The sequence below is a fragment of the Chroogloeocystis siderophila 5.2 s.c.1 genome (genome assembly GCF_001904655.1).
In the GTDB taxonomy this organism is placed as follows: domain Bacteria; phylum Cyanobacteriota; class Cyanobacteriia; order Cyanobacteriales; family Chroococcidiopsidaceae; genus Chroogloeocystis; species Chroogloeocystis siderophila.
This window is the reverse complement of record NZ_MRCC01000007.1, coordinates 110,487-128,707: the sequence shown is the minus strand read 5'-3', so window position 1 is coordinate 128,707 and position 18,221 is coordinate 110,487. Positions and strand designations below refer to the sequence as shown.

At 43.2% G+C, this 18,221-nt stretch carries 21 protein-coding genes and 1 tRNA gene; 13 read left to right on the top strand and 9 right to left on the bottom strand.

Going from position 1 to position 18,221, the window contains the following annotated elements:
* Nucleotides 1-37: 37 nt before the first annotated feature.
* Complete coding sequence (locus tag NIES1031_RS10095) at nt 38-439, bottom strand: YidH family protein (RefSeq protein WP_073549274.1); 402 nt, start codon at nt 437-439, stop codon at nt 38-40.
* Nucleotides 440-798: 359 nt separating this feature from the next.
* Between NIES1031_RS10095 and NIES1031_RS10090 the strand changes: the two genes are divergently transcribed.
* Nucleotides 799-1,809 carry a glycerate kinase family protein gene (locus tag NIES1031_RS10090; RefSeq protein WP_236738789.1) on the top strand — a complete coding sequence of 337 codons (1,011 nt, stop codon included), beginning with the start codon at nt 799-801 and terminating at the stop codon, nt 1,807-1,809.
* Nucleotides 1,810-1,819: 10 nt separating this feature from the next.
* Here NIES1031_RS10090 and NIES1031_RS10085 read toward each other — a convergent pair whose 3' ends face one another.
* Nucleotides 1,820-2,656 carry a prohibitin family protein gene (locus NIES1031_RS10085; protein WP_073549273.1) on the bottom strand — a complete coding sequence of 279 codons (837 nt, stop codon included), beginning with the start codon at nt 2,654-2,656 and terminating at the stop codon, nt 1,820-1,822.
* Between the two features lie 163 nt (nt 2,657-2,819).
* On the opposite strand from NIES1031_RS10085, the gene nfi reads away from it, so the two are divergent.
* Entirely contained in the window at nt 2,820-3,488 is a 669-nt protein-coding gene (nfi, locus tag NIES1031_RS10080; protein ID WP_073549272.1) for a deoxyribonuclease V, read from the top strand.
* Between the two features lie 158 nt (nt 3,489-3,646).
* Here nfi and NIES1031_RS10075 read toward each other — a convergent pair whose 3' ends face one another.
* A complete protein-coding gene (locus tag NIES1031_RS10075; protein WP_073549271.1) occupies nt 3,647-3,997 on the bottom strand; it encodes a hypothetical protein in 351 nt (116 codons plus the stop codon).
* A 680-nt stretch (nt 3,998-4,677) separates the two neighbouring features.
* Here NIES1031_RS10075 and NIES1031_RS10070 point away from each other — a divergent pair.
* Entirely contained in the window at nt 4,678-5,817 is a 1,140-nt protein-coding gene (locus NIES1031_RS10070) for an AMIN domain-containing protein (protein WP_084544303.1), read from the top strand.
* A gap of 116 nt (nt 5,818-5,933) precedes the next feature.
* On the opposite strand, the gene NIES1031_RS10065 is transcribed toward NIES1031_RS10070, so the two are convergent.
* Complete coding sequence (locus NIES1031_RS10065) at nt 5,934-6,461, bottom strand: DUF3172 domain-containing protein (RefSeq protein WP_073549269.1); 528 nt, start codon at nt 6,459-6,461, stop codon at nt 5,934-5,936.
* Between the two features lie 217 nt (nt 6,462-6,678).
* Here NIES1031_RS10065 and NIES1031_RS10060 point away from each other — a divergent pair, with 217 nt between their 5' ends.
* Genes NIES1031_RS10060 through NIES1031_RS10050 form a run of 3 tightly spaced genes read left to right on the top strand, consistent with a single transcriptional unit; the run spans nt 6,679 to nt 8,854 of the window.
* Nucleotides 6,679-7,434 carry an ABC transporter permease gene (locus NIES1031_RS10060; RefSeq protein ID WP_407919494.1) on the top strand — a complete coding sequence of 252 codons (756 nt, stop codon included), beginning with the start codon at nt 6,679-6,681 and terminating at the stop codon, nt 7,432-7,434.
* Nucleotides 7,435-7,439: 5 nt separating this feature from the next.
* Nucleotides 7,440-7,658, top strand: coding sequence for an SGNH/GDSL hydrolase family protein (locus NIES1031_RS25990; RefSeq protein WP_073549267.1), 219 nt, complete (start codon nt 7,440-7,442; stop codon nt 7,656-7,658).
* A gap of 41 nt (nt 7,659-7,699) precedes the next feature.
* The gene (locus NIES1031_RS10050; protein ID WP_073549266.1) at nt 7,700-8,854 is read left to right on the top strand and encodes an autotransporter domain-containing protein; all 1,155 of its coding nucleotides are present in this window, start codon (nt 7,700-7,702) and stop codon (nt 8,852-8,854) included.
* Nucleotides 8,855-8,986: 132 nt separating this feature from the next.
* On the opposite strand, the gene NIES1031_RS10045 is transcribed toward NIES1031_RS10050, so the two are convergent.
* Nucleotides 8,987-10,714 carry a succinate dehydrogenase/fumarate reductase flavoprotein subunit gene (locus NIES1031_RS10045; RefSeq protein WP_073549265.1) on the bottom strand — a complete coding sequence of 576 codons (1,728 nt, stop codon included), beginning with the start codon at nt 10,712-10,714 and terminating at the stop codon, nt 8,987-8,989.
* Between the two features lie 314 nt (nt 10,715-11,028).
* On the opposite strand from NIES1031_RS10045, the gene NIES1031_RS10040 reads away from it, so the two are divergent.
* From NIES1031_RS10040 to NIES1031_RS10025, 4 genes are read left to right on the top strand one after another with little or no spacing between them, the layout of a single operon-like run.
* Nucleotides 11,029-12,012: an alpha-ketoacid dehydrogenase subunit beta gene (locus tag NIES1031_RS10040; RefSeq protein ID WP_073549264.1), complete on the top strand. Its 984-nt coding sequence runs from the start codon at nt 11,029-11,031 to the stop codon at nt 12,010-12,012.
* 34 nt (nt 12,013-12,046) lie between these two features.
* Nucleotides 12,047-13,462, top strand: a complete 1,416-nt coding sequence (secD, locus tag NIES1031_RS10035; RefSeq protein WP_073549263.1) for a protein translocase subunit SecD — start codon at nt 12,047-12,049, stop codon at nt 13,460-13,462.
* Nucleotides 13,459-14,430, top strand: a complete 972-nt coding sequence (gene secF / locus NIES1031_RS10030; RefSeq protein WP_073549262.1) for a protein translocase subunit SecF — start codon at nt 13,459-13,461, stop codon at nt 14,428-14,430. Before secD ends, secF begins: the two co-directional genes overlap by 4 nt.
* Nucleotides 14,431-14,446: 16 nt before the next feature.
* Complete coding sequence (locus NIES1031_RS10025; RefSeq protein ID WP_178378098.1) at nt 14,447-14,860, top strand: hypothetical protein; 414 nt, start codon at nt 14,447-14,449, stop codon at nt 14,858-14,860.
* A gap of 11 nt (nt 14,861-14,871) precedes the next feature.
* Here NIES1031_RS10025 and NIES1031_RS10020 read toward each other — a convergent pair.
* The 3 genes from NIES1031_RS10020 to NIES1031_RS10010 all read right to left on the bottom strand — a co-directional run bounded on the left by NIES1031_RS10020 (nt 14,872) and on the right by NIES1031_RS10010 (nt 15,809).
* Nucleotides 14,872-14,942 (bottom strand) — tRNA-Gly (locus NIES1031_RS10020).
* 270 nt (nt 14,943-15,212) lie between these two features.
* Nucleotides 15,213-15,536: a hypothetical protein gene (locus tag NIES1031_RS26345; RefSeq protein WP_407919493.1), complete on the bottom strand. Its 324-nt coding sequence runs from the start codon at nt 15,534-15,536 to the stop codon at nt 15,213-15,215.
* 45 nt (nt 15,537-15,581) lie between these two features.
* Entirely contained in the window at nt 15,582-15,809 is a 228-nt protein-coding gene (locus NIES1031_RS10010; protein WP_073549260.1) for a hypothetical protein, read from the bottom strand.
* A gap of 104 nt (nt 15,810-15,913) precedes the next feature.
* Here NIES1031_RS10010 and NIES1031_RS10005 point away from each other — a divergent pair, with 104 nt between their 5' ends.
* Genes NIES1031_RS10005 through NIES1031_RS09995 form a run of 3 tightly spaced genes read left to right on the top strand, consistent with a single transcriptional unit; the run spans nt 15,914 to nt 17,435 of the window.
* A complete protein-coding gene (locus tag NIES1031_RS10005; RefSeq protein WP_073549259.1) occupies nt 15,914-16,588 on the top strand; it encodes a MotA/TolQ/ExbB proton channel family protein in 675 nt (224 codons plus the stop codon).
* Between the two features lie 27 nt (nt 16,589-16,615).
* Nucleotides 16,616-17,032 carry an ExbD/TolR family protein gene (locus NIES1031_RS10000; RefSeq protein WP_084544302.1) on the top strand — a complete coding sequence of 139 codons (417 nt, stop codon included), beginning with the start codon at nt 16,616-16,618 and terminating at the stop codon, nt 17,030-17,032.
* 4 nt (nt 17,033-17,036) lie between these two features.
* A complete protein-coding gene (locus NIES1031_RS09995; protein ID WP_073549257.1) occupies nt 17,037-17,435 on the top strand; it encodes an ExbD/TolR family protein in 399 nt (132 codons plus the stop codon).
* Here NIES1031_RS09995 and NIES1031_RS09990 read toward each other — a convergent pair.
* Nucleotides 17,425-18,180 carry a hypothetical protein gene (locus tag NIES1031_RS09990; RefSeq protein WP_143167743.1) on the bottom strand — a complete coding sequence of 252 codons (756 nt, stop codon included), beginning with the start codon at nt 18,178-18,180 and terminating at the stop codon, nt 17,425-17,427. The genes NIES1031_RS09995 and NIES1031_RS09990 overlap by 11 nt on opposite strands.
* Nucleotides 18,181-18,221 lie beyond the last annotated feature (41 nt).

Sequence of the window (18,221 nt, the reverse complement as noted above, 5' to 3'; positions counted from 1 at the left end):
GGTCAGATGACAGTGCGTGTTCGATGTCCTAACTCTATTAGAATAAAATACCGATAAACGCGATCGCACCGATACCAACAAGCGCGATCGCAACCATTAACCCTAATGAGCGACGCGGGGTATAAAGATAATCTTCCTCGCGTTGGATGCGTGCAAGTTCTTGCCGATGCTCGATGGATGCCACAATCATGGCATACGTTCCCAAGGCAACAAAAGCTAAACCAAGAATTCGCGAAAGCCTTACAGGATTGAAGTCTCCAGCAACTTGCAAGCTGCGAATCGCACTAACGATGCGATCAATCCCAAACCCAAAGCTAATCAAAGCCAGACAAGTCCGAATCCATGCCATGAGCGTACGTTCAGCCGCAGCGCGGTTGCGTTCTTTGGCAAGTTCAGCTTGAATATTCGGTACTTTGCGCGCCGGAAGCGGGTCATTCATAGCAGGGGTTAGGGGTCAGAGGTTAGGATTCAGGGTTAAATTCCCCTCAGGGAAATCGCTATGAGTTTTTATATTGACTAGGGCTATAAAACCAAATTTAGCTTGAGCAGTCATAAAAAGTTAAATAACTCAGTTTAAAGATAGATTATTTTTCTATTAATAACAGGTTAAAAGTATTTCAATTAACTTCATACACTGAGTTAATTAAAACACATAGTTAGCGAAAGATGGATAGCTAATCCTACCAATTTTTGGCGACAAAAGCTGTTGTAGAGCGTCAATCAGGAAAAAGATGAGTAAAGCTGCTACAAAAACAATACGCCTTCCAGGAAAAGCAAATACCAGTATTTGGTCGCAGTTTGAAGCGAAGCGATCGCTGCATTACGCGAGGTTTAGCCTTACACAACATAACTGTAACTGAACCTGTAGGACAACCTGTTGCCGCTCATTTTGGGTTTCTCGGTAACACTCAAGTCAAAACGGCTGTGCTAGAAATGGCAGCAGCGGCTGGATTACGCTTAGTGCCACAGGAAGTCCGCAATCCCCTCATTACAACAACTTACGGTGTCGGAGAACTCATTAAAGCCGCACTCGATTGCGGTGCAGAACGTATTTTGGTTGGTTGTGGTGATTCGGGTACAAATGACGGCGGTGCAGGAATGGCACAAGTCTTAGGAATCCATTTTCTCGATGCTGATGGTCAGGAATTAGGAAAAGGTGGTAGCGAACTCGCCAAGCTGCAACGCATTGATTTACGCGATCGCGATCCGCGTTTGGAACACGTCAAAATCGATGTTGCGTGTAACTGGCACAATGTCCTGTGTGGCGATAAAGGTGTCGCCCGCGTATTTGGCCCGCAAAAAGGTGCGTCGCCGGAGATTGTCGAACAATTAGCGCAAGCACTCGATAACTATGCTGCAGTGATTGCAAACGAAGTGGGCATTAATGTACGCGAAATGCCTGGAAGTGGAGCATCGGGGGGTTTAGGAACTGGATTGCATGTTTTTTTAGGTGCCACACTTCACCCGCGTTATGACATTGTGATGCAGTACTTAGAACTTGATAGTTTACTGCAAGTTGCCGATTTAGTGATTACGGCAGAAGGAAGTATTGACTTTCAAACTCCACGCGGCAAAATTCCCGCAGAAGTTGCCCGACGTGCTAAAACTTATCAACTGCCCGTGATTGCTTTAGCAGGGACAATTGGTAAAGATGCAATAGTAAATTTAGAGCATGGCATTGATTCTTTTGAGAGCATTTTAGATGCACCGTGTACGCTCAAAGATGCGATCGCACAAGCTCCTGAATTGGTCACAAATGCGGCTGAGCGCACTATGCGTTTACTACTCGTAGGGCAGCATCTTAAGTAGTATTGCCCTACTATTGTTGCTTGCGACTCGTTAAACTAGCAGCATCAACGTTAATCAACGGTAGAGTACCATTACCGCTCATTACGGTAGGAAAACGACCATCCCACTTTTCGATTGCTTGTTTTTGCAAAAGTTCTGGCGTGAGTGTCAGCCTTTGCAGTCTTTGGGCTTCAGCTTGTCCTTTGGCGCGGTTGACTTCGGCGATCGCCTCTTTGGAAGCTTTCAAAGCGATAAATTCGGCTTGTTTGGCTTCTTGTTCAGCAATTTGTTTTGATTCAATTGCTTTGCTAAACTCTGGCGAGAAGGCAAAATTCACGAGCGAAACATCATCAACAACAAGCCCATAATTGGCTAATCGACTTTCAAGTTGTTTGTCAATTTCTTCTTTTAAATCCGTTCTTTCGGTAATAATTTGTTCAGCCGTTTTTTTCGCTGTTGCTGCTTTTAGTACTTCAGAAACAGCCGGAGTAATAATACCAGCAACAATTTGTTCTTCATCGCCAACTTGCTGATAAACTTTATTCACTCTTGCAGGATCAATATGCCAGTTTAGCGAGATCTCTGTAGTCACTTTCTGTAAATCTTTAGAAGCTGCGTCAGAATTAAAACTACTTTCTTGCACCCGCACATTGATACCTCTAACAGTAGTTACAATCGGCATAATGGGATGGATACCCTCATCTAAAACGGTATCTTGGACTTTACCAAATCGCATGACAACACCTCTTTCACCAGCATTAATGATGGCAAAAGGTTTAAAGACAACTGCTGCAAGTACAAGAGCAACACCGCCTGTAAACAAAACTCCTGACTTGAGACTATCGATAGCACCAAATCTGGTTCGCATATTGTATGTTTAAGTAATTTAATAGCGAAAGTGAATAAATTGATGGATCTTTTCTGTTGCGCTGTTTTAGCAATAATCTACCCTTATAGAAGCTGAACTTATTTTCCGTTAATGTTCACTACAATTAGTATCGCTGCTATTTAGGAAAAACTCAAAAAGTTTAATGAAAATTCGCCAACATCATTCTTGGGTACTCACAGTCGAAGAGGCGATCGCGCTGCAAGAAAAGTTGACAAAAGAAGTGATTACGGTAGATCAAATTCCGCAGCCAGTGCGGTATGTTGCTGGGGTAGATATGGGATTTGAATCGGCTGGAACAATTAGTCGTGCGGCTGTAGCTGTGTTAAGTTTTCCAGCGTTGCAATTGCAAGAGTATGCGATCGCGCGTCGCCCGACATCGTTTCCTTACATACCAGGATTGCTATCGTTTCGTGAAATTCCTGCTTTACTCGATGCCTTGGAAAAAATTAATACTACACCAGATTTAATTCTCTGCGATGGTCAAGGAATTGCACATCCACGTCGTTTAGGGATTGCCTCGCATTTAGGGTTAATTTTAGATATGCCAACGATTGGCGTTGCGAAATCTTTGTTGGTTGGTAAACATCAAGAAGTACCGAATGTCAAAGGCAGTTGGCAACCGATAATCCATCGTAAAGAAACGATTGGGGCAGCATTACGAACGCGTGTAGGTACAAAGCCAGTGTATATTTCGAGTGGTCATCGCGTAAGTTTACCAACAGCAATTGATTATGTTTTGCAATGTACGCCAAAATACCGCTTACCAGAAACGACGCGAATTGCCGATAAGTTAAGTAAAAGTGATGATTAATTCCTTATGAATAAAATTGCTGCAAGCTTGAGTGATTTGGAAACTTCTTAGCCAGGCTAGGAGATTAATTAAGGAGCTTTACACCTAATGAAGCAATTGCTAATACAAGATGGACGATCTGAAAACTTTAAATTAGAACAGCAAATAAATGGCCTAATCTACAAAAATTTAGAAGTTGATTTTTGCCATCTCAGGTCTATAATGCGAGTTCCATCCAGAGCACGATTAACGTGTGTAGGGCAATCGACCTCAGTACCAGCAAGTACAGCAGCAGAAGTCAAGTGTTCAGCTTCCAGTCTACTCATACCTTTATTCATCAGTTGAGAGCGGTATTGCCCCTTTGCTGACTCAGAAGCACTTTCAACGGTCATATTCGCATCAATCATTGCTGAGCAAGTGTTATTACCAATTGTTCTAGCAAAGTTGAGTAATGCGATTTCAGAGCCGAAATGGGGAACATATCTATCTACTGCTCCTACACTAGCCAAGATAACTTTATAACATAACATTGTGTTCCACTTAGTCCTTGGCACTGGCTTGCGTTAGCTGAGGCTGTATAAATAAAAGTAGTTAGAATAGAAGCGAGAGCAAAAACAGTTTTAATACTTTGAAGGAAACGGGACATTGACTTTTCTTCTAGCAAGTAGTTGTTACGTATGCCAATTTTGGCAAAGCTACTTAGCTGTTGTACTTGTTGTTACCACGGATTTTTGTTTCCTCAGTACAAATGATGTTCGAGTGCGGGTTTGAACATTTTATAGAGGTGGTTTCCTTTACAAAAGTGTGTTAGTTTGAAGATTAGCCCTTGTTGACGACAAAAGAAGTAGGAGTTTAAACGTAAGGGTTGCCAGAGTAAGAGGGCGATAGTTGAAAGCCTAAGTAGTTTCTTCGACTTACTACCTACTTAGAACACAACTTTGTTGAAGATATCCTTGTTTGCTACTATGAAATATCTGTAGAACTTACGCAGTTAATGTCATGCTGAGCGATCGCCTGCGACAAAATTACGCTACATGAATGCGATCGCGACACTCAGATTGACAAAATAGCATTCAAGTAGGTAACTGCTGAATTAGCTAAATGCTTTTTGGTAACAAAAGATAAAACTTCTTTCGTTAAAGAGATTTAAGGTTTTGCGGCTGAGATTGCCTCTACAATCCAAAAGTGACAAGCTAGCCAACTCGGAATAATGAATAGGAGATATTTGGGTAACGAGCGTTTGGGAAGTCGATTCGGTTTGATACCGTTGATGGGGTTAGTGACAATAGTCGCTGTAGAAAGTGGTACAAAGCCTGCATCTCCTGCTGCAACTTTATCAAGTTGGCGCTTCGATCCTGCGGCAAATCAGTTAGAAATTACGCTAGAAGCAAAAACAACACCTAATTACTTTTTGCTCGATCAGCCGTTACGGATTGTTCTTGATTTACCGAACACGCAGTTAGGAAAAGTCGCGACACAACAAGATTATACTGGGGCAGTTCGTCAAGTTCGCGTTTCGCAGTTTGATAAAAATGTCACTCGAATTGTTTTAGAACTTGCGCCCGATACTATTTTAAATACAGGGCAAATGGTGCAACTGCAACGAACAACACCGCAAGCGGATAGTGGCGATCGCTGGGTATTACGTCCCCAAATTGCGCGTCAAACGTCACTTCCTACTACACTACCGCCCGCAACGCTTCCTAGCCCCCAACAACCCGTTGTAAGCGTACCACCGTTACAACCATCGCCTACCGCGAGTTCTGCACCCAACGAACTAATTATTGATTTTGGGCAACCGTTACCTACAACTGCGCCAAGCGTTACACCGCCAATTCCAACGCCGTCGCCAACTCCCTCTAGTAATGTTACAGCACCTGTTATCGTTGTTCCTGCGAGTCCTGCACCACTTCCTAATACGGCTTTACCCAATACGGCGATGTTGAGCAGACAGTCACCCGATGTCCTATTACTCGCAGGTACAAGGCTTAACCTTCGCTACGCTGGTGAATCACCGTTACTTCTCAAAGCAGGCGTTCCCCAACCAGCAAAAATGGTTCTCGCAGAAGATGTTCGAGATCGCAATCTGAATGCTCAAAGTGTTGTTATCGATAATTTAATCGCCCCCGCCGGTACTACGATCATTGGAGAATTTGAAACCGATACTCGTGGTAGTCGCTTTGTGGCGCAGGCGATCGCGCTTCAAGGTCAAAATTTGCCTTTAGCGGCTGAATCAGGTATTCTTGACGCCGCTGATAAAGTCGCTGCTGCTAACGCGACAACGATAGAACCAGGCAAAATTGTCCAAATTCGCTTAACTCAAGATCTCATAAAACCGGGAAGTGATTAGCAACTTAGATGAGCGATATCGTACTTGTTGAGGTCGGGTAATGGGTAATGAGTAATTGTTCCATATTCTTACCAATGACCAACCTTCTCATTACATTTACTTCTACCCACCACTTATTAAAATCTTTGCGACTCTTGTGGTGCAACTGTACCAGGTTGATTGAGATAGAAGTTTTTAGCCGAATCGTTTTGATAAACGCAGTTAATTTCAGGTGAACTACCTAAGTCGCCTGTAAAAGCAAACGTATTCATCCGGTTCTTACAATCGCGTACTTGCTGCGATGAAACAAGGTTACGCTGCTCTAAAATTGCCCAGTTGTTGGTACGCAATACGCATCCAGGGCGTAAACTCGGCTGCGCTACGTAAACATTAAAGGGGTTGAGCGATACGAATAAACGCGTGTCCATTACCATCGCGCTAGCGCCAAATTGAACGCACAGTTGAGGATTGGGGGCGCTTTGGTCGATAAATTCCCTAGAGGCTACGTTGGAAGGGCTGAGTGTTGTCGTGGAACTGAAGGCAATGCCAATGCCAATTCCTAAAATGAAAACCCCTGCTAACACAAACATTGAGGTCAAATTAAATGCTGTTGATACAAAGCCAGGAGATTTAGTTTCAGGAGTTCTAGTATATTTACGTTTCATTTTTGCTTGGTTATGCCAGTTACTAGATAAATAGTAGGACGATCTTATTCTCGCAATAGTTTAGGGCAAGTGGGGTGCTTGGATCGTGTGCGCGAGATGCACTGTTTTTACATTAGATGTAAATTAATTAACACAACTTGATTTCTCAACAACAGTGAATTCTCAAAGCTCACTACAACTCGGTAAAACGAATCAGTCTTCTCAATGGCGATCGCTCATCACGGATAGCCTCACGGTGTTTTGGGGTGATTGGTTGAAGTTGCGCGTACGCATTGCCCAAATAGCAGCCTCTGGGCTAGTGTCACCACTGATTTATATTTTAGCTTTCGGACTCGGTTTGGGTAGCTCCTTACCGCAGCCAGCGATTGGTAATAGTTATTTAGAGTTTATTCTGCCAGGAATGGTGGCATTGTCGTCCATGACGATTAGTTTTGGAGGTACGACGTTTTCCATTTGTGGGGATCGCTTGTTTACCAAAACGTTTGAAGAAATGCTGCTTGTTCCGGTTCATCCGCTGGCGTTGCATATCGGTAAAATGCTGGCAGGTATTGTGCGCGGATTGATGACGTCCGGTTCAGTGATTCTTATCGCTATTCTATTTACTGGGAAAATTTGGAGTTTCCTTAACCCGTTATTTCTGCTGTTGCTTGTACTTAATTGTGCTGTCTTTGCAGGGTTAGGAGTTCTTGTCGGATTAAATGTGCGATCACTTGAAAGTGTTGGACTATATAACAATTTTTTAATTATTCCGATGTCTTTTTTAGGCGCAACCTTTTTTGATCCTGCTAGCTTACCCGCCGCCTTAAAAGTGATTGTTTATCTTTTACCTCTTACCTATACAAGTACAGGATTACGTGCTGCTGCTTACTTACCGCTGTCGCAGTTTCCGTGGTATAGCATCCCAATTTTACTAGGGTGTGCGATCGCATTATCGATGCTAGGAGCATATCAGTTTGCGCATCAACAAGATTGATTGTGATGGGTACTGATGCATTGTGTGTGTTGTGGGCAGGCGCAAATGATTATATCATTTTGCCACCAGAACTACGGACAACTGATACCCAAGCGGTAGTCAACAATCTGTCTAATGCACTTACAACGCTCATCGGTGCTGGGGCGCGTAATTTAATCGTGCCTAACTTACCTGATTTGGGTAATACTCCCCAAGAAGTGTTTTACCAACTGCAACAGCACTAACAGCGTTAACCAATAGCCATAATGCTAATTTAAGAACTGCGTTGCAAGGATTAGCGGCAAATCGTGACGTCAATATTATTCCACTCGATGTCAATGCGCTATTGAGTGAGGTAACGGCTGAGCCGGCAACTTATGGCTTGACAAATGTTACTGATTCATGCTTAGGGAACCCAAACTGCACTAACCCCGATCAATTCTTATTCTGGGATGGAATTCATCCTTCAGCGCAAAGTCATCGTATTATTAGTGAATATGTGGCAGCTGTCATTACTGCACCGCAAGCAATTATTCCCCAAACTGATATTGCTTTGAATATTGCCAAAAGGCACGTACAGCATATCGATGCACGCTTATCAGCGCTGCGTGGAGTTCAAACTTCTACTGACGGGCGTTTAGGTGTATTCCTGAATGGCAATGTTAACTTTGGCGATCGCAATACAACAAGTAACGAACTTGGCTACGACTTTATCAACACTCATATCACGGCAGGTGTAGACTACCGCGTTACAAATAATCTGGCGCTTGGTGTTGCGTTAGGTTATGTCGATAATGACACTAATTTAAGTAACAACTTGGGCGACATCAACGTTGATGGCTATGCTGTTTCAGTTTATAGCAACTTTGTCCAAAACAACTTTTATACCGACGCGGTTCTCAGCTACGGCAATAATAACTTTGATATCGCGCGCCGAACGAATTTTTATAACCGTACTGCTACGGTGGATACGAATAGCAATCAATTTTCAGCAGTTCTCAATAGCGGTTACGTGATTCGTTCAGGAAATGTTGCCTATGAACCGACACTTGGTTTGAGATACGCTCGCATTAATATTGACAGCTACACTGAAAACAATGCTGGTAGCTTGAATATGAGGGTTAATGACCAACATGCCGAATCGTTTGTGCTAAGTGTTGGCGCCCAAGCATCTGTTGCTTTTAATACTGATGCTGGTACGGTTATTCCGCATCTCCGTGCCAGTTACGAACGCGAATTAGCTGATAATAATCGAGAAATTGTAACGGAATTTGTTACCCAGCCAGGAATTCCGCTGCGCACTCGTGTAGGCAATCGCGATCGCGCTTACGTCAAATTAGGCATTGGCGCACAGATAGTCTTTTCGGAAAATGCCTTAGGTTTGATTGATTACGAAACCGCAATCGGGCGCGATAATTTTAACGAACAAGTTGTTAAATGAGAAATTCGCTATCAATTTTGATGTAGTAAATAAATGATATCATCTCCGGCTAAATCACCAGAACAACAGTTGACAGTGAAGAGAGTGTAAGAAGACTTTGTCAACTGTCAACTATAAACTGTCCATTACCGATTAATACTTTCTTTCTTGTGGTTCAAACATCGTAATTGTTACAGGACGATATTGTAGGTCAATTCCTGCAGGTGAATAGTAAGCCATTGTGTGTTTGAGAAACTCAGTATCATTGCGATCAGAGTAATCTTCACGGTAATGGGCGCCACGACTTTCTTGGCGATTCAATGCTGAGGCGAGAATGACTTGTCCGACAACAAATAAACTTTGAAGTTCTAATGCTTCAATAATTTCTGTATTCCAACACGTACTTTTATCGTCTAAATAAATATCTGGATATTGTAGTTGCAATTGTTGGATTTGTTGTAAACCTTCTTGCATAATTTCTGCGGTACGAAAGACGCCACAATGCTGCGTCATGCAGTCTTGAAATGCGGTACGAACTTGGTTGATGCGATACTTTCCTGGTTGTTCGAGTAAGGCTTGTAGGCGACGCTGGGCTTCTGTGATGTAACGTTGCTCGTCGATTATGGGTAACTTGCGATTTTGCACATATTGAGCGATCGCCGCCCCTGTTCTCCGCCCGTAAACGACACATTCAAGTAGTGAATTGCTTCCTAGACGATTTGCGCCATGCACCGAGACGCACGCACACTCACCCGCCGCGAAGAAACCCTCAACTAAATTGTCACCACTACTGCGGACTTGTCCATCGGTATTTACCGGAATTCCTCCCATCGAATAATGCACCGTCGGGCGTACCGGAATCGGTTGATGTACTGCGTCAATTCCCACTAAGCGGTGGGCTTCTTCCCAACAAAAGGGAACGCGACTCATGATTTTTTCTTGTCCCATATGACGCAAATCGAGATAGACAAATGGTCCTCCTGCACTACCATCAGGATGAATACCGCGACTTGCACGAATTTCAAGAGCGATCGCGCGCGATGTGATATCGCGTGGTGCTAATTCCATGCGACTTGGTGCATAATTCGCCATAAAGCGATCGCCTTCGCTATTAATTAAATACGCACCTTCACCGCGCACAGCTTCGGAAATCAAAACGCCGACTGGATACAAACCTGTGGGGTGAAATTGCACAAACTCCATATCTTCCAACGGCAATCCCGCCATTGCGGTCATTGCCAACCCATCACCTGTGGAAGCATAATCATTCGAGGTAGTATTATAAACGCGACCATAACCACCTGTTGCAAACATCACTGCCTTAGCGCGGACAACCTCTAAATGTCCATCGCGAATGTTGTACGTCACAATACCTTTAACTTGACCATCTTCTAAAATCAAGCGCAGAACGTACCACTCATCGTAAATCTGGACGCCATACCGCCGTAAATTATTGACGAGTTCGTGTAAAATTGCATGACCAGTTTTATCGGCTGCGTAGCAAGTGCGGTTATGTGAGTGTCCCCCAAACGCACGTTGCGCAATCCGCCCATCAGGTAAACGGGAAAATAACACCCCCATGTGTTCCAGATCGATCACCACATCCGGTGCTTCTCGCGCTAGCAATTCCACCGCATCTTGATCGGCGAGGTAGTCGGAACCTTTAACCGTATCAAATGCATGGGCTTCCCAAGTGTCACTAGCATCGACGTTTTTGAGCGTTGCAGCAATTCCCCCTTGCGCGGCGACCGAGTGCGATCGAATTGGGTGCGTCTTGGCAACAACCGCAATATCTAGTTTTGGATCAGTGCGGGCAATTTCTACTGCGGCGCGACATCCGGCTAATCCGCCACCAACTATAACAACATCGTGTTTGAGCATGATTTAGTATAAAATTTTTGCTTTTAATTTAGCTTATAAATCTATTGTGGTCTGAAATCTGTAACGCCTAGCGAATGAATTCGCGGCTTAAAAACAAAGTCCACCTACATGGACTAAAGAAGATCAAGGCTGTAAAAATCTGTGAAGACAGGTTCTGTTTATTTAGTGGCGGTTTCAACCGCGTCTTTTCTTAGTTTCAAAACAGCACGCAACCTTAACAACCAAAACATCAAAGAAGTTCCCCTGACCTCTGACCCCTCTTAAAAAGGGTTAATATTATAGACTAACCGATTAAACTCATCCACCTTGCGTTCATGGCAGAAACACTCTTTTTTAACGCGCTGCGTGCCGCCATTGATGAAGAAATGGCACGTGATGCCACCGTATTTGTTCTCGGTGAAGACGTCGGACACTACGGCGGTTCGTACAAAGTTACCAAAGACCTTTATAAGAAGTACGGTGAACTGCGGCTACTCGACACACCAATTGCCGAAAATAGTTTTACCGGACTCGCTGTAGGTGCGGCAATGACCGGATTGCGCCCGATTGTTGAAGGCATGAACATGGGGTTTTTACTACTTGCTTTTAACCAAATTGCGAATAATGCTGGAATGCTACGCTATACCTCAGGCGGTAACTTCAAAATTCCGATGGTGATTCGCGGTCCTGGTGGCGTGGGTAGGCAACTCGGTGCCGAACACTCGCAACGGCTAGAAGCTTATTTTCAGGCAGTTCCAGGGTTAAAGATTGTCGCCTGTTCTACTCCTTATAACGCCAAAGGATTACTCAAGTCAGCGATTCGTGACGAGAATCCAGTACTATTTTTTGAACACGTACTGCTGTACAACTTAAAAGAAGATTTACCAGAAACTGAATATTTATTGCCTTTAGATAAAGCCGAAGTTGTCCGCCAAGGCAAGGACGTGACAATTTTGACGTACTCGCGAATGCGGCATCACGTGATGCAAGCGGTCAAAACTTTAGAAAAAAATGGCTTTGACCCTGAGGTGATCGATTTAATTTCGCTCAAGCCTCTCGATTTTGAGACGATTGGCGAGTCGATTCGCAAAACGCATCGTGTCATTATTGTGGAAGAGTGTATGCGTACTGGAGGAATTGGGGCAGAACTCATTGCTTCAATTAACGATCGCCTTTTCGATGAACTCGATGCACCCGTGCTGCGCTTGTCTTCACAAGATATTCCGACACCTTACAATGGAACATTAGAACGATTGACAATTGTGCAGCCTGAGCAAATTATCGAAGCAGTCGAGAAAATGGTGGCGTTGCGCGTTTAGAACGCATTTACATTGTTGCAGGCGGGTTTAGAGTATGCAAAGACAGCGATCGCTATTGGCTTTGATCGTCGTTTTGGTAATCGCTGCGATCGTGGCGATCGCCAGAATTCCGATTTCCTTGGGGCTAGACCTCCAAGGTGGTTCGCAATTAACAATTCAAGTCCAACCAACAGCGGAAATTCCACAAATTACTGACCGCGAACTAGAAGCCGTTCAGAGGGTAATAGAAAATCGAATTAATGGTTTGGGTGTTTCGGAACCCGTTGTGCAAACAGTCGGGCAAGACCAAATTCTCGTTCAACTACCTGGAGTAAGCGATCCAGAGCAAGCTGAGCGCGTGCTTGGCGGTACTGCCCAGTTAGAGTTTCGCACGCAACGACCTGGCACCGAAGCCCAATTATTTGCCGAACAGCAAGTGCGATTGGCACTGCTAGCAAAACAGCAAGAGTTACGTACGACAGGTAACACCGCAGAAATTCAGCAAAATCAGGAAGCGATTGACCGTAGTAATACAGCGATCGCGCAGTTATTTGAAAGCACGAATCCTCCCCTGACAGGCAGAAACCTCGAAGATGCGTTTGGTCAACCCACGCAGGTCGCCAACAACTGGGAAGTTGGGATTCGCTTCGATGCACCTGGTGCTGAACTTTTTGCGCAATTGACGCGCAATCTTGCGGGAACAGGACGCAGTATCGGTATTTTTCTTGATAACGAATTAATTAGCGCTCCTACAGTAGGTCCTGAATTTGCGCAAACCGGAATCACTGGAGGATCAGCCGTAATTACAGGACGCTTTACCGCCCAAGAAGCGAACGATTTAGCAATTCAATTACGTGGTGGTGCGTTACCTGTCCCTGTTGAAATTGTCGAGAATCGGACTGTAGGTGCCACCTTAGGAAGAGACAGCATTCAACGCAGTATCTATGCTGGTATTGGTGGTTTGATTCTTGTATTGATCTTCATGGTCATCTACTATCGCCTTCCTGGTTTAATCGCCAATCTATCACTTGTCGTTTATGCTTTACTCACCTGGGCGAGTTTTGCCTTACTTGGTGTTACCTTGACATTGCCTGGCATTGCGGGTTTTATTCTTAGTATTGGTATGGCAGTTGACGCTAACGTCCTGATTTTTGAGCGAACGCGCGAGGAACTTCGTGCTGGTAAGTCGCTGTATCGTTCAGTTGAATCAGGATTTTACCGCGCTTTTTCCAGTATTTTAGATAGCAATGTAACAACCTGGATTGCTTGCGCAGCATTGTTCTGGTTAGGAGCAGGTTTAGTACGTGGTTTTGCCTTAACTTTGGCGCTTGGTATCGCAGTGAGTATGTTTACAGCAATTACTTGTAGTCGTACGCTGATGTTTATTGCCATTAGCTTGCCTTCGTTGCGTAAACCAGAATTGTACTGCCCAAACCTACCAGCAGTTCGGAGGGCAGAGGTGACACGATGAAACTGAGTATTAACCAATCGCGAAAACTATGGTGGACAATTTCTACCGCCGCAATTATTGCTGGGTTAGTGGCAATGCTGATTTCTTGGCAGCAAATTGGCGCGCCATTGCGTCCTAGTTTAGATTTTATTGGCGGTACGCGATTACAACTCGAACGCGATTGCAGTCAACCAAATAATTGCGCTCAACCGATAGATATTACTGCGGTGCGCGAAGTTCTCGCCGCGCAAGGACTTTCTAACAGCAGCATTCAGATTTTGGGGCAAGAACAACAAGGAATCTCGATTCGCACGAGTACCTTAAACGTCGAGCAACGCACACAGTTGCAAGATGCATTAAGTCAACAAATTGGTGCATTCGATCCGCAATCGACGCAGATCGACACCGTAGGTCCAACAATCGGTCGCCAGTTGTTAACTTCTGGCTTGTTGGCGTTAATTGTCTCCTTTGTCGGCATTATCATCTATATTAGTCTGCGGTTTCAGTTGGATTTTGCCGTATTTGGAATTATCGCGCTCCTGCATGATGTGTTGACAACGGCAGGCGTTTTTGCCATTTTAGGCTTAGTGTGGGGTGTTGAGGTAGACAGTTTATTTATTGTTGCTTTACTCACCATCACGGGTTTTTCGGTTAACGATACTGTGGTAATTTATGACCGAATTCGGGAAATATTAAAAACAAGTCCTGACCGTCCGATTAGTGATATTGTCGATGATGCTGTCAATCAAACGCTCACAAGATCAATTAACACGACATTAACAACATTACTCGCGTTGTTTTCTATTTTTCTATTTGGTGGAGAAACTTTAAAAAACTTTGCCTTAGCATTGATTATCGGTTTCATTTGTGGTGCTTACTCCAGCATCTTCATCGCGAGTACCCTCCTTGCTTGGTGGCGCGAACGTAGTGGTCAACGTTTGGCAACACAAGGTGCATCTGTGATTAATTCCTCACCGGAAGATCCTTAGAAATCCTACCCTCACTATGGCTCAACCCGATCAGCCACGCTATTACAATCAATCTGAAATTTATCACGACACAACTTTAAAACAGCAGGTTGAGAAGCTATATCAGCTAACTGTCTACGGTAGATGGTTGTTTGTAGGTATATTGTGGCTAACGATTGGTTTGTTGAGCTTGTGGGGGTTACGCGAAGAAATTGCTTTGTGGCGACAGTATTTCACCTGGGTAGCAGTGCGCTATGGCTTGTACTACAACCCAATATCAACTTTGGGTTTAGCAATCTGTATTGGGATGACTTTAGGTGTCTTAATATGGCAAAGTCGCAATATCCTCTGGGGAATACCTTCGCAGGAAAAGCGCCGTTTAGAACAACAAGTGCATCGCATTCGTCAACAAGGTGCGACTCATCCATTATGGAAGTGGGTTTGTCGGTAGTTTAAATTTTAAGCGGGCAGCGAGAATCGAACTCGCATCAATAGCTTGGAAGGCTATGGTTTTACCACTAAACTATGCCCGCAGCAGAATCTAGTTTAACTAAGATAACACATATTGCTAATTGAATACAAATTGATCTTCTTTTCGTTGTGTCAGTTTAAAAGCTGCACTATGCGAAACGGACAGATCGCACTATACTGAAGTTACAACAAAAGATAGGCAGTTTTTATTTAGTGAAAATGTCCTTGCGTACCAACCGTCGGAATGGATACCTTACGGCTGTGCCAAAAAGCCTAATCGGTGCGGGAACTTTGATTTTGTGCGCTTTTGATTTTTCAAATTCCAGATAAGGTTATTCTTGTTCGGCTATGGCGAGGCGGAGTCTAATGAAGATGAGAATTGAGCCTGCTAGCCATTTTTGGACTTTAGCTATACCGGAATTGCGCAACCACGTTTGTAGCCAAGTACCAGCTTTATTGAGGAATAGAACAACGACAGTAAGCCAAAGAATTGAGAGGATAACAAATAGCATTTCTAATGTGATTGTTTGTAGTGCTGCATCACCTTCGGGGTTGAAAATATTGGTGAGTAATCCTTGCGAGAAGGTGTTTGATAGCGTTATTGTTTGTGGAATTGTGACGGTGGGATTGCGATCGCGCTCTAAAAGTGTTTGAATTCCTAAGTAAATTAGATACCCCGCACCTACATATTTAACAATGTTTTACGCTACTGTTGATGTCATCAAAAGCGCGGAAAGTCCAGCGGCTGCGGTTAATACATGAACAAGAATTCCTACACTTAATCCAATTGCAGAAATTGCACCAACGCGTTGTCCTTGTTTTAGAGTACGTGCAGTTACATATAGCATTCCTGGATCAGGCTTCACAATCAAAGGTACTGCCATTGTAATGGCAGTACCGATGAATACGACAAGACTCGAATCAAGCATGACTTGTTTTGTTGATTTGATAATCCTCTCTTAACTTTAACAGTGTATTTAAGTAGAACAGGTATCTACATACACAGCGATTTCAAGAGCCAGAGAAAATAAACATGGCTAGAGTATATGACACCTTAATTGCAGGTGGTCCGGTGATGTTGCCCTTGTTAGGGCTTTCTATTTTAACGTTTGCTTGTGCTTTGGAACGTGCTTGGTTTTGGTTTCAATTACTCAGTAAAGAAGATCGAATTGTTCATGATGTGTTAGCAGCAGCACGTTTTGATTTGATGAAAGCTGCGAATATAGCTCAAAAAGCTCAATTTTTACCAATTGGTCGTTTTTTATTTGCGCCTTTAAAGTTAACGCAGCCTACTCCTGAAACTTTTCGTTTGGCAATGGAAGCGGCGGGAGATAAAGAATTTACGCAAATGCGTAAAGGTGATAAATTATTAGAAACTGTCGTAGCGCTTGCGCCTTTATTAGGATTATTAGGCACAGTTACAGGTTTAATTGGTACGTTTAATAATTTAAATATTGGTGGCGGTGGAACAACTGCGGAAGCTACACGCGCAGCTGCGGGTATTGGTGAAGCCTTAATTACTACTGCTACGGGAATGATTGTGGCAATTATTGCGTTAATTTTTTTCCGAGTTTTCGTGACGTTACAATCTCAACAAATTGATTACTTTTCAGATGTGGGTAGTGAATTAGAACTCATCTATCGCCAAACTTGGTATGAACCGATGTTCAGTTCGATTGGACAAAATAGTACTCAGGGTAATGAGTAATTGGTAACTGGTAACTGGTGATTTATTTTGTTTAGAAATCAGCAAAGGCATTCCTCGCAGATACCGGAAGTTAATTTAATACCGATGATGGATGTGTTGATGTCTGTTCTCACGTTTTTCATCATCACTTCAATGACATTATCAGGTAGAAGAATCGCTAATGTAAGTTTACCAGCAGTAGGTAATGGTGTACGCGAACAAAGTTCTCTGCTAGAACCTCTAATTGTCGGTTTAAATCAACGTGGAGAGATTATAATTGACGATAAGTCTATTACTATAACAGCACTAGAGCCGAAAATAAAATTATATTTAGAGCAAAGTCCTCAAGCATTAGTAATACTGAAAGCTGATAAAAAACTCCAGTATAAACAAGTGGTTCAAGTGTTAAGAAAAATGCGGGATGTCGGAGGCGATCGCGTCTCTTTAGCTATCGAAAGAAATTAATACTATGCGATTTAAACATCAACAACGTAGTGTAATACCTACAATTGATTTAACGCCAATGTTGAACGTAATGATGGCAACTTTGGCTTTTTTTGTCTTAGTTTCTATGACATTGACAAACGAACAAGGCGTTAATATTCAGCTACCTGCACAAGATAATACTATATCACTAGAAAACGCACCACCACTACTTGTAGAATTCAAGGAAAAACAAATTTTACTCGATCAACAACAAGTAACTAAACAACAACTCTTACAACAAATGCGAGTTTATCTTCAGCAAAATCCTCAAGGTTCTGTTTTACTGCAACCGGATAGCAAATTACCTTATGAATTGGTTGTGCAACTATTAGGAGAGATGCGTGATGTCGGAGGCGATCGCGTTTCTTTAGCTATTGATTAGCATTCGGATCGCTATTCCATACAACAATCATTGTCCCGATACTTGTTGCTGTAGGGACTAAGTTTAAATACTTGACAAAATTGCCTTTTTGTAGCTTATAAATATTTCCCCCGCCGTATTCGCCTTGCGAGGAAACTTCCATTCCACTACTTTTTAGCTGTTGTTCAATTTCAGTAAAGACTTGTTCGGGTGTTTTGAGTGAAATCCATTTAATCCGCGCAATCTCCTGTTTTTGTTGCGGTTCATCTGTCGCTAAACTTTCTGGTGTAAAAAATAATTCTGGCTGTGCAAAATAACTTGGATCAACTCCCAATTCTTCCGGCACTTCTCCTGAAACTTCTCCGAAAAGATTTTGAAATTCTGTAACATTATCATCTGAAACGTTAGGAGATGCTTCTATTGTTGATTCAGGCGTTGGTTCTGGAGTTGGTGATGCAAGGGGTGTAGGTGTAGGACTTATTGTTGCTTGAGGTGTTGGAGAAATACTGGGAGATGGTTTTGGCTGTGATATTATTGGCGATTTTACCTGCTTTGGTGTAATTTTAGGGGTTGGCTGTGCAACTTGCTGACGCTGTAAAGGTGTTTTTTGTACAGATGGTTGAGGAGAAGGTTTCTTCGGTGGTGCGAGTAACTGGGTAATTTCTAATTTTTCTTGTTGTGGTTTTTGTTCAACTTGCGGTTTTGTTGAATGTGGTATTGGTAGCATCAAAACTATTCCATGCAAAGTCAAAGAAATAAACAGCATGGGTCGATATAAAAAATGTATTATGGGGGGTAGTTTTTTCC

What these genes read in the sequence shown, in the direction of transcription:
- NIES1031_RS10085 (WP_073549273.1), bottom strand. Translation starts at nt 2,656, where the DNA reads ATGCGAACCAGATTTGGTGCTATCGATAGTCTCAAGTCAGGAGTTTTG.
- NIES1031_RS10075 (WP_073549271.1), bottom strand. Translation starts at nt 3,997, where the DNA reads ATGTTATGTTATAAAGTTATCTTGGCTAGTGTAGGAGCAGTAGATAGA.
- NIES1031_RS10010 (WP_073549260.1), bottom strand. Translation starts at nt 15,809, where the DNA reads ATGCTTGATTCGAGTCTTGTCGTATTCATCGGTACTGCCATTACAATG.
- NIES1031_RS10025 (WP_178378098.1), top strand. Translation starts at nt 14,447, where the DNA reads ATGGCTCAACCCGATCAGCCACGCTATTACAATCAATCTGAAATTTAT.
- NIES1031_RS10095 (WP_073549274.1), bottom strand. Translation starts at nt 439, where the DNA reads ATGAATGACCCGCTTCCGGCGCGCAAAGTACCGAATATTCAAGCTGAA.
- NIES1031_RS10045 (WP_073549265.1), bottom strand. Translation starts at nt 10,714, where the DNA reads ATGCTCAAACACGATGTTGTTATAGTTGGTGGCGGATTAGCCGGATGT.
- secD (WP_073549263.1), top strand. Translation starts at nt 12,047, where the DNA reads ATGCAAAGACAGCGATCGCTATTGGCTTTGATCGTCGTTTTGGTAATC.
- NIES1031_RS10040 (WP_073549264.1), top strand. Translation starts at nt 11,029, where the DNA reads ATGGCAGAAACACTCTTTTTTAACGCGCTGCGTGCCGCCATTGATGAA.
- NIES1031_RS10065 (WP_073549269.1), bottom strand. Translation starts at nt 6,461, where the DNA reads ATGAAACGTAAATATACTAGAACTCCTGAAACTAAATCTCCTGGCTTT.
- nfi (WP_073549272.1), top strand. Translation starts at nt 2,820, where the DNA reads ATGAAAATTCGCCAACATCATTCTTGGGTACTCACAGTCGAAGAGGCG.
- NIES1031_RS10005 (WP_073549259.1), top strand. Translation starts at nt 15,914, where the DNA reads ATGGCTAGAGTATATGACACCTTAATTGCAGGTGGTCCGGTGATGTTG.
- NIES1031_RS09990 (WP_143167743.1), bottom strand. Translation starts at nt 18,180, where the DNA reads ATGCTGTTTATTTCTTTGACTTTGCATGGAATAGTTTTGATGCTACCA.
- NIES1031_RS25990 (WP_073549267.1), top strand. Translation starts at nt 7,440, where the DNA reads ATGGGTACTGATGCATTGTGTGTGTTGTGGGCAGGCGCAAATGATTAT.
- NIES1031_RS10070 (WP_084544303.1), top strand. Translation starts at nt 4,678, where the DNA reads ATGAATAGGAGATATTTGGGTAACGAGCGTTTGGGAAGTCGATTCGGT.
- NIES1031_RS09995 (WP_073549257.1), top strand. Translation starts at nt 17,037, where the DNA reads ATGCGATTTAAACATCAACAACGTAGTGTAATACCTACAATTGATTTA.
- secF (WP_073549262.1), top strand. Translation starts at nt 13,459, where the DNA reads ATGAAACTGAGTATTAACCAATCGCGAAAACTATGGTGGACAATTTCT.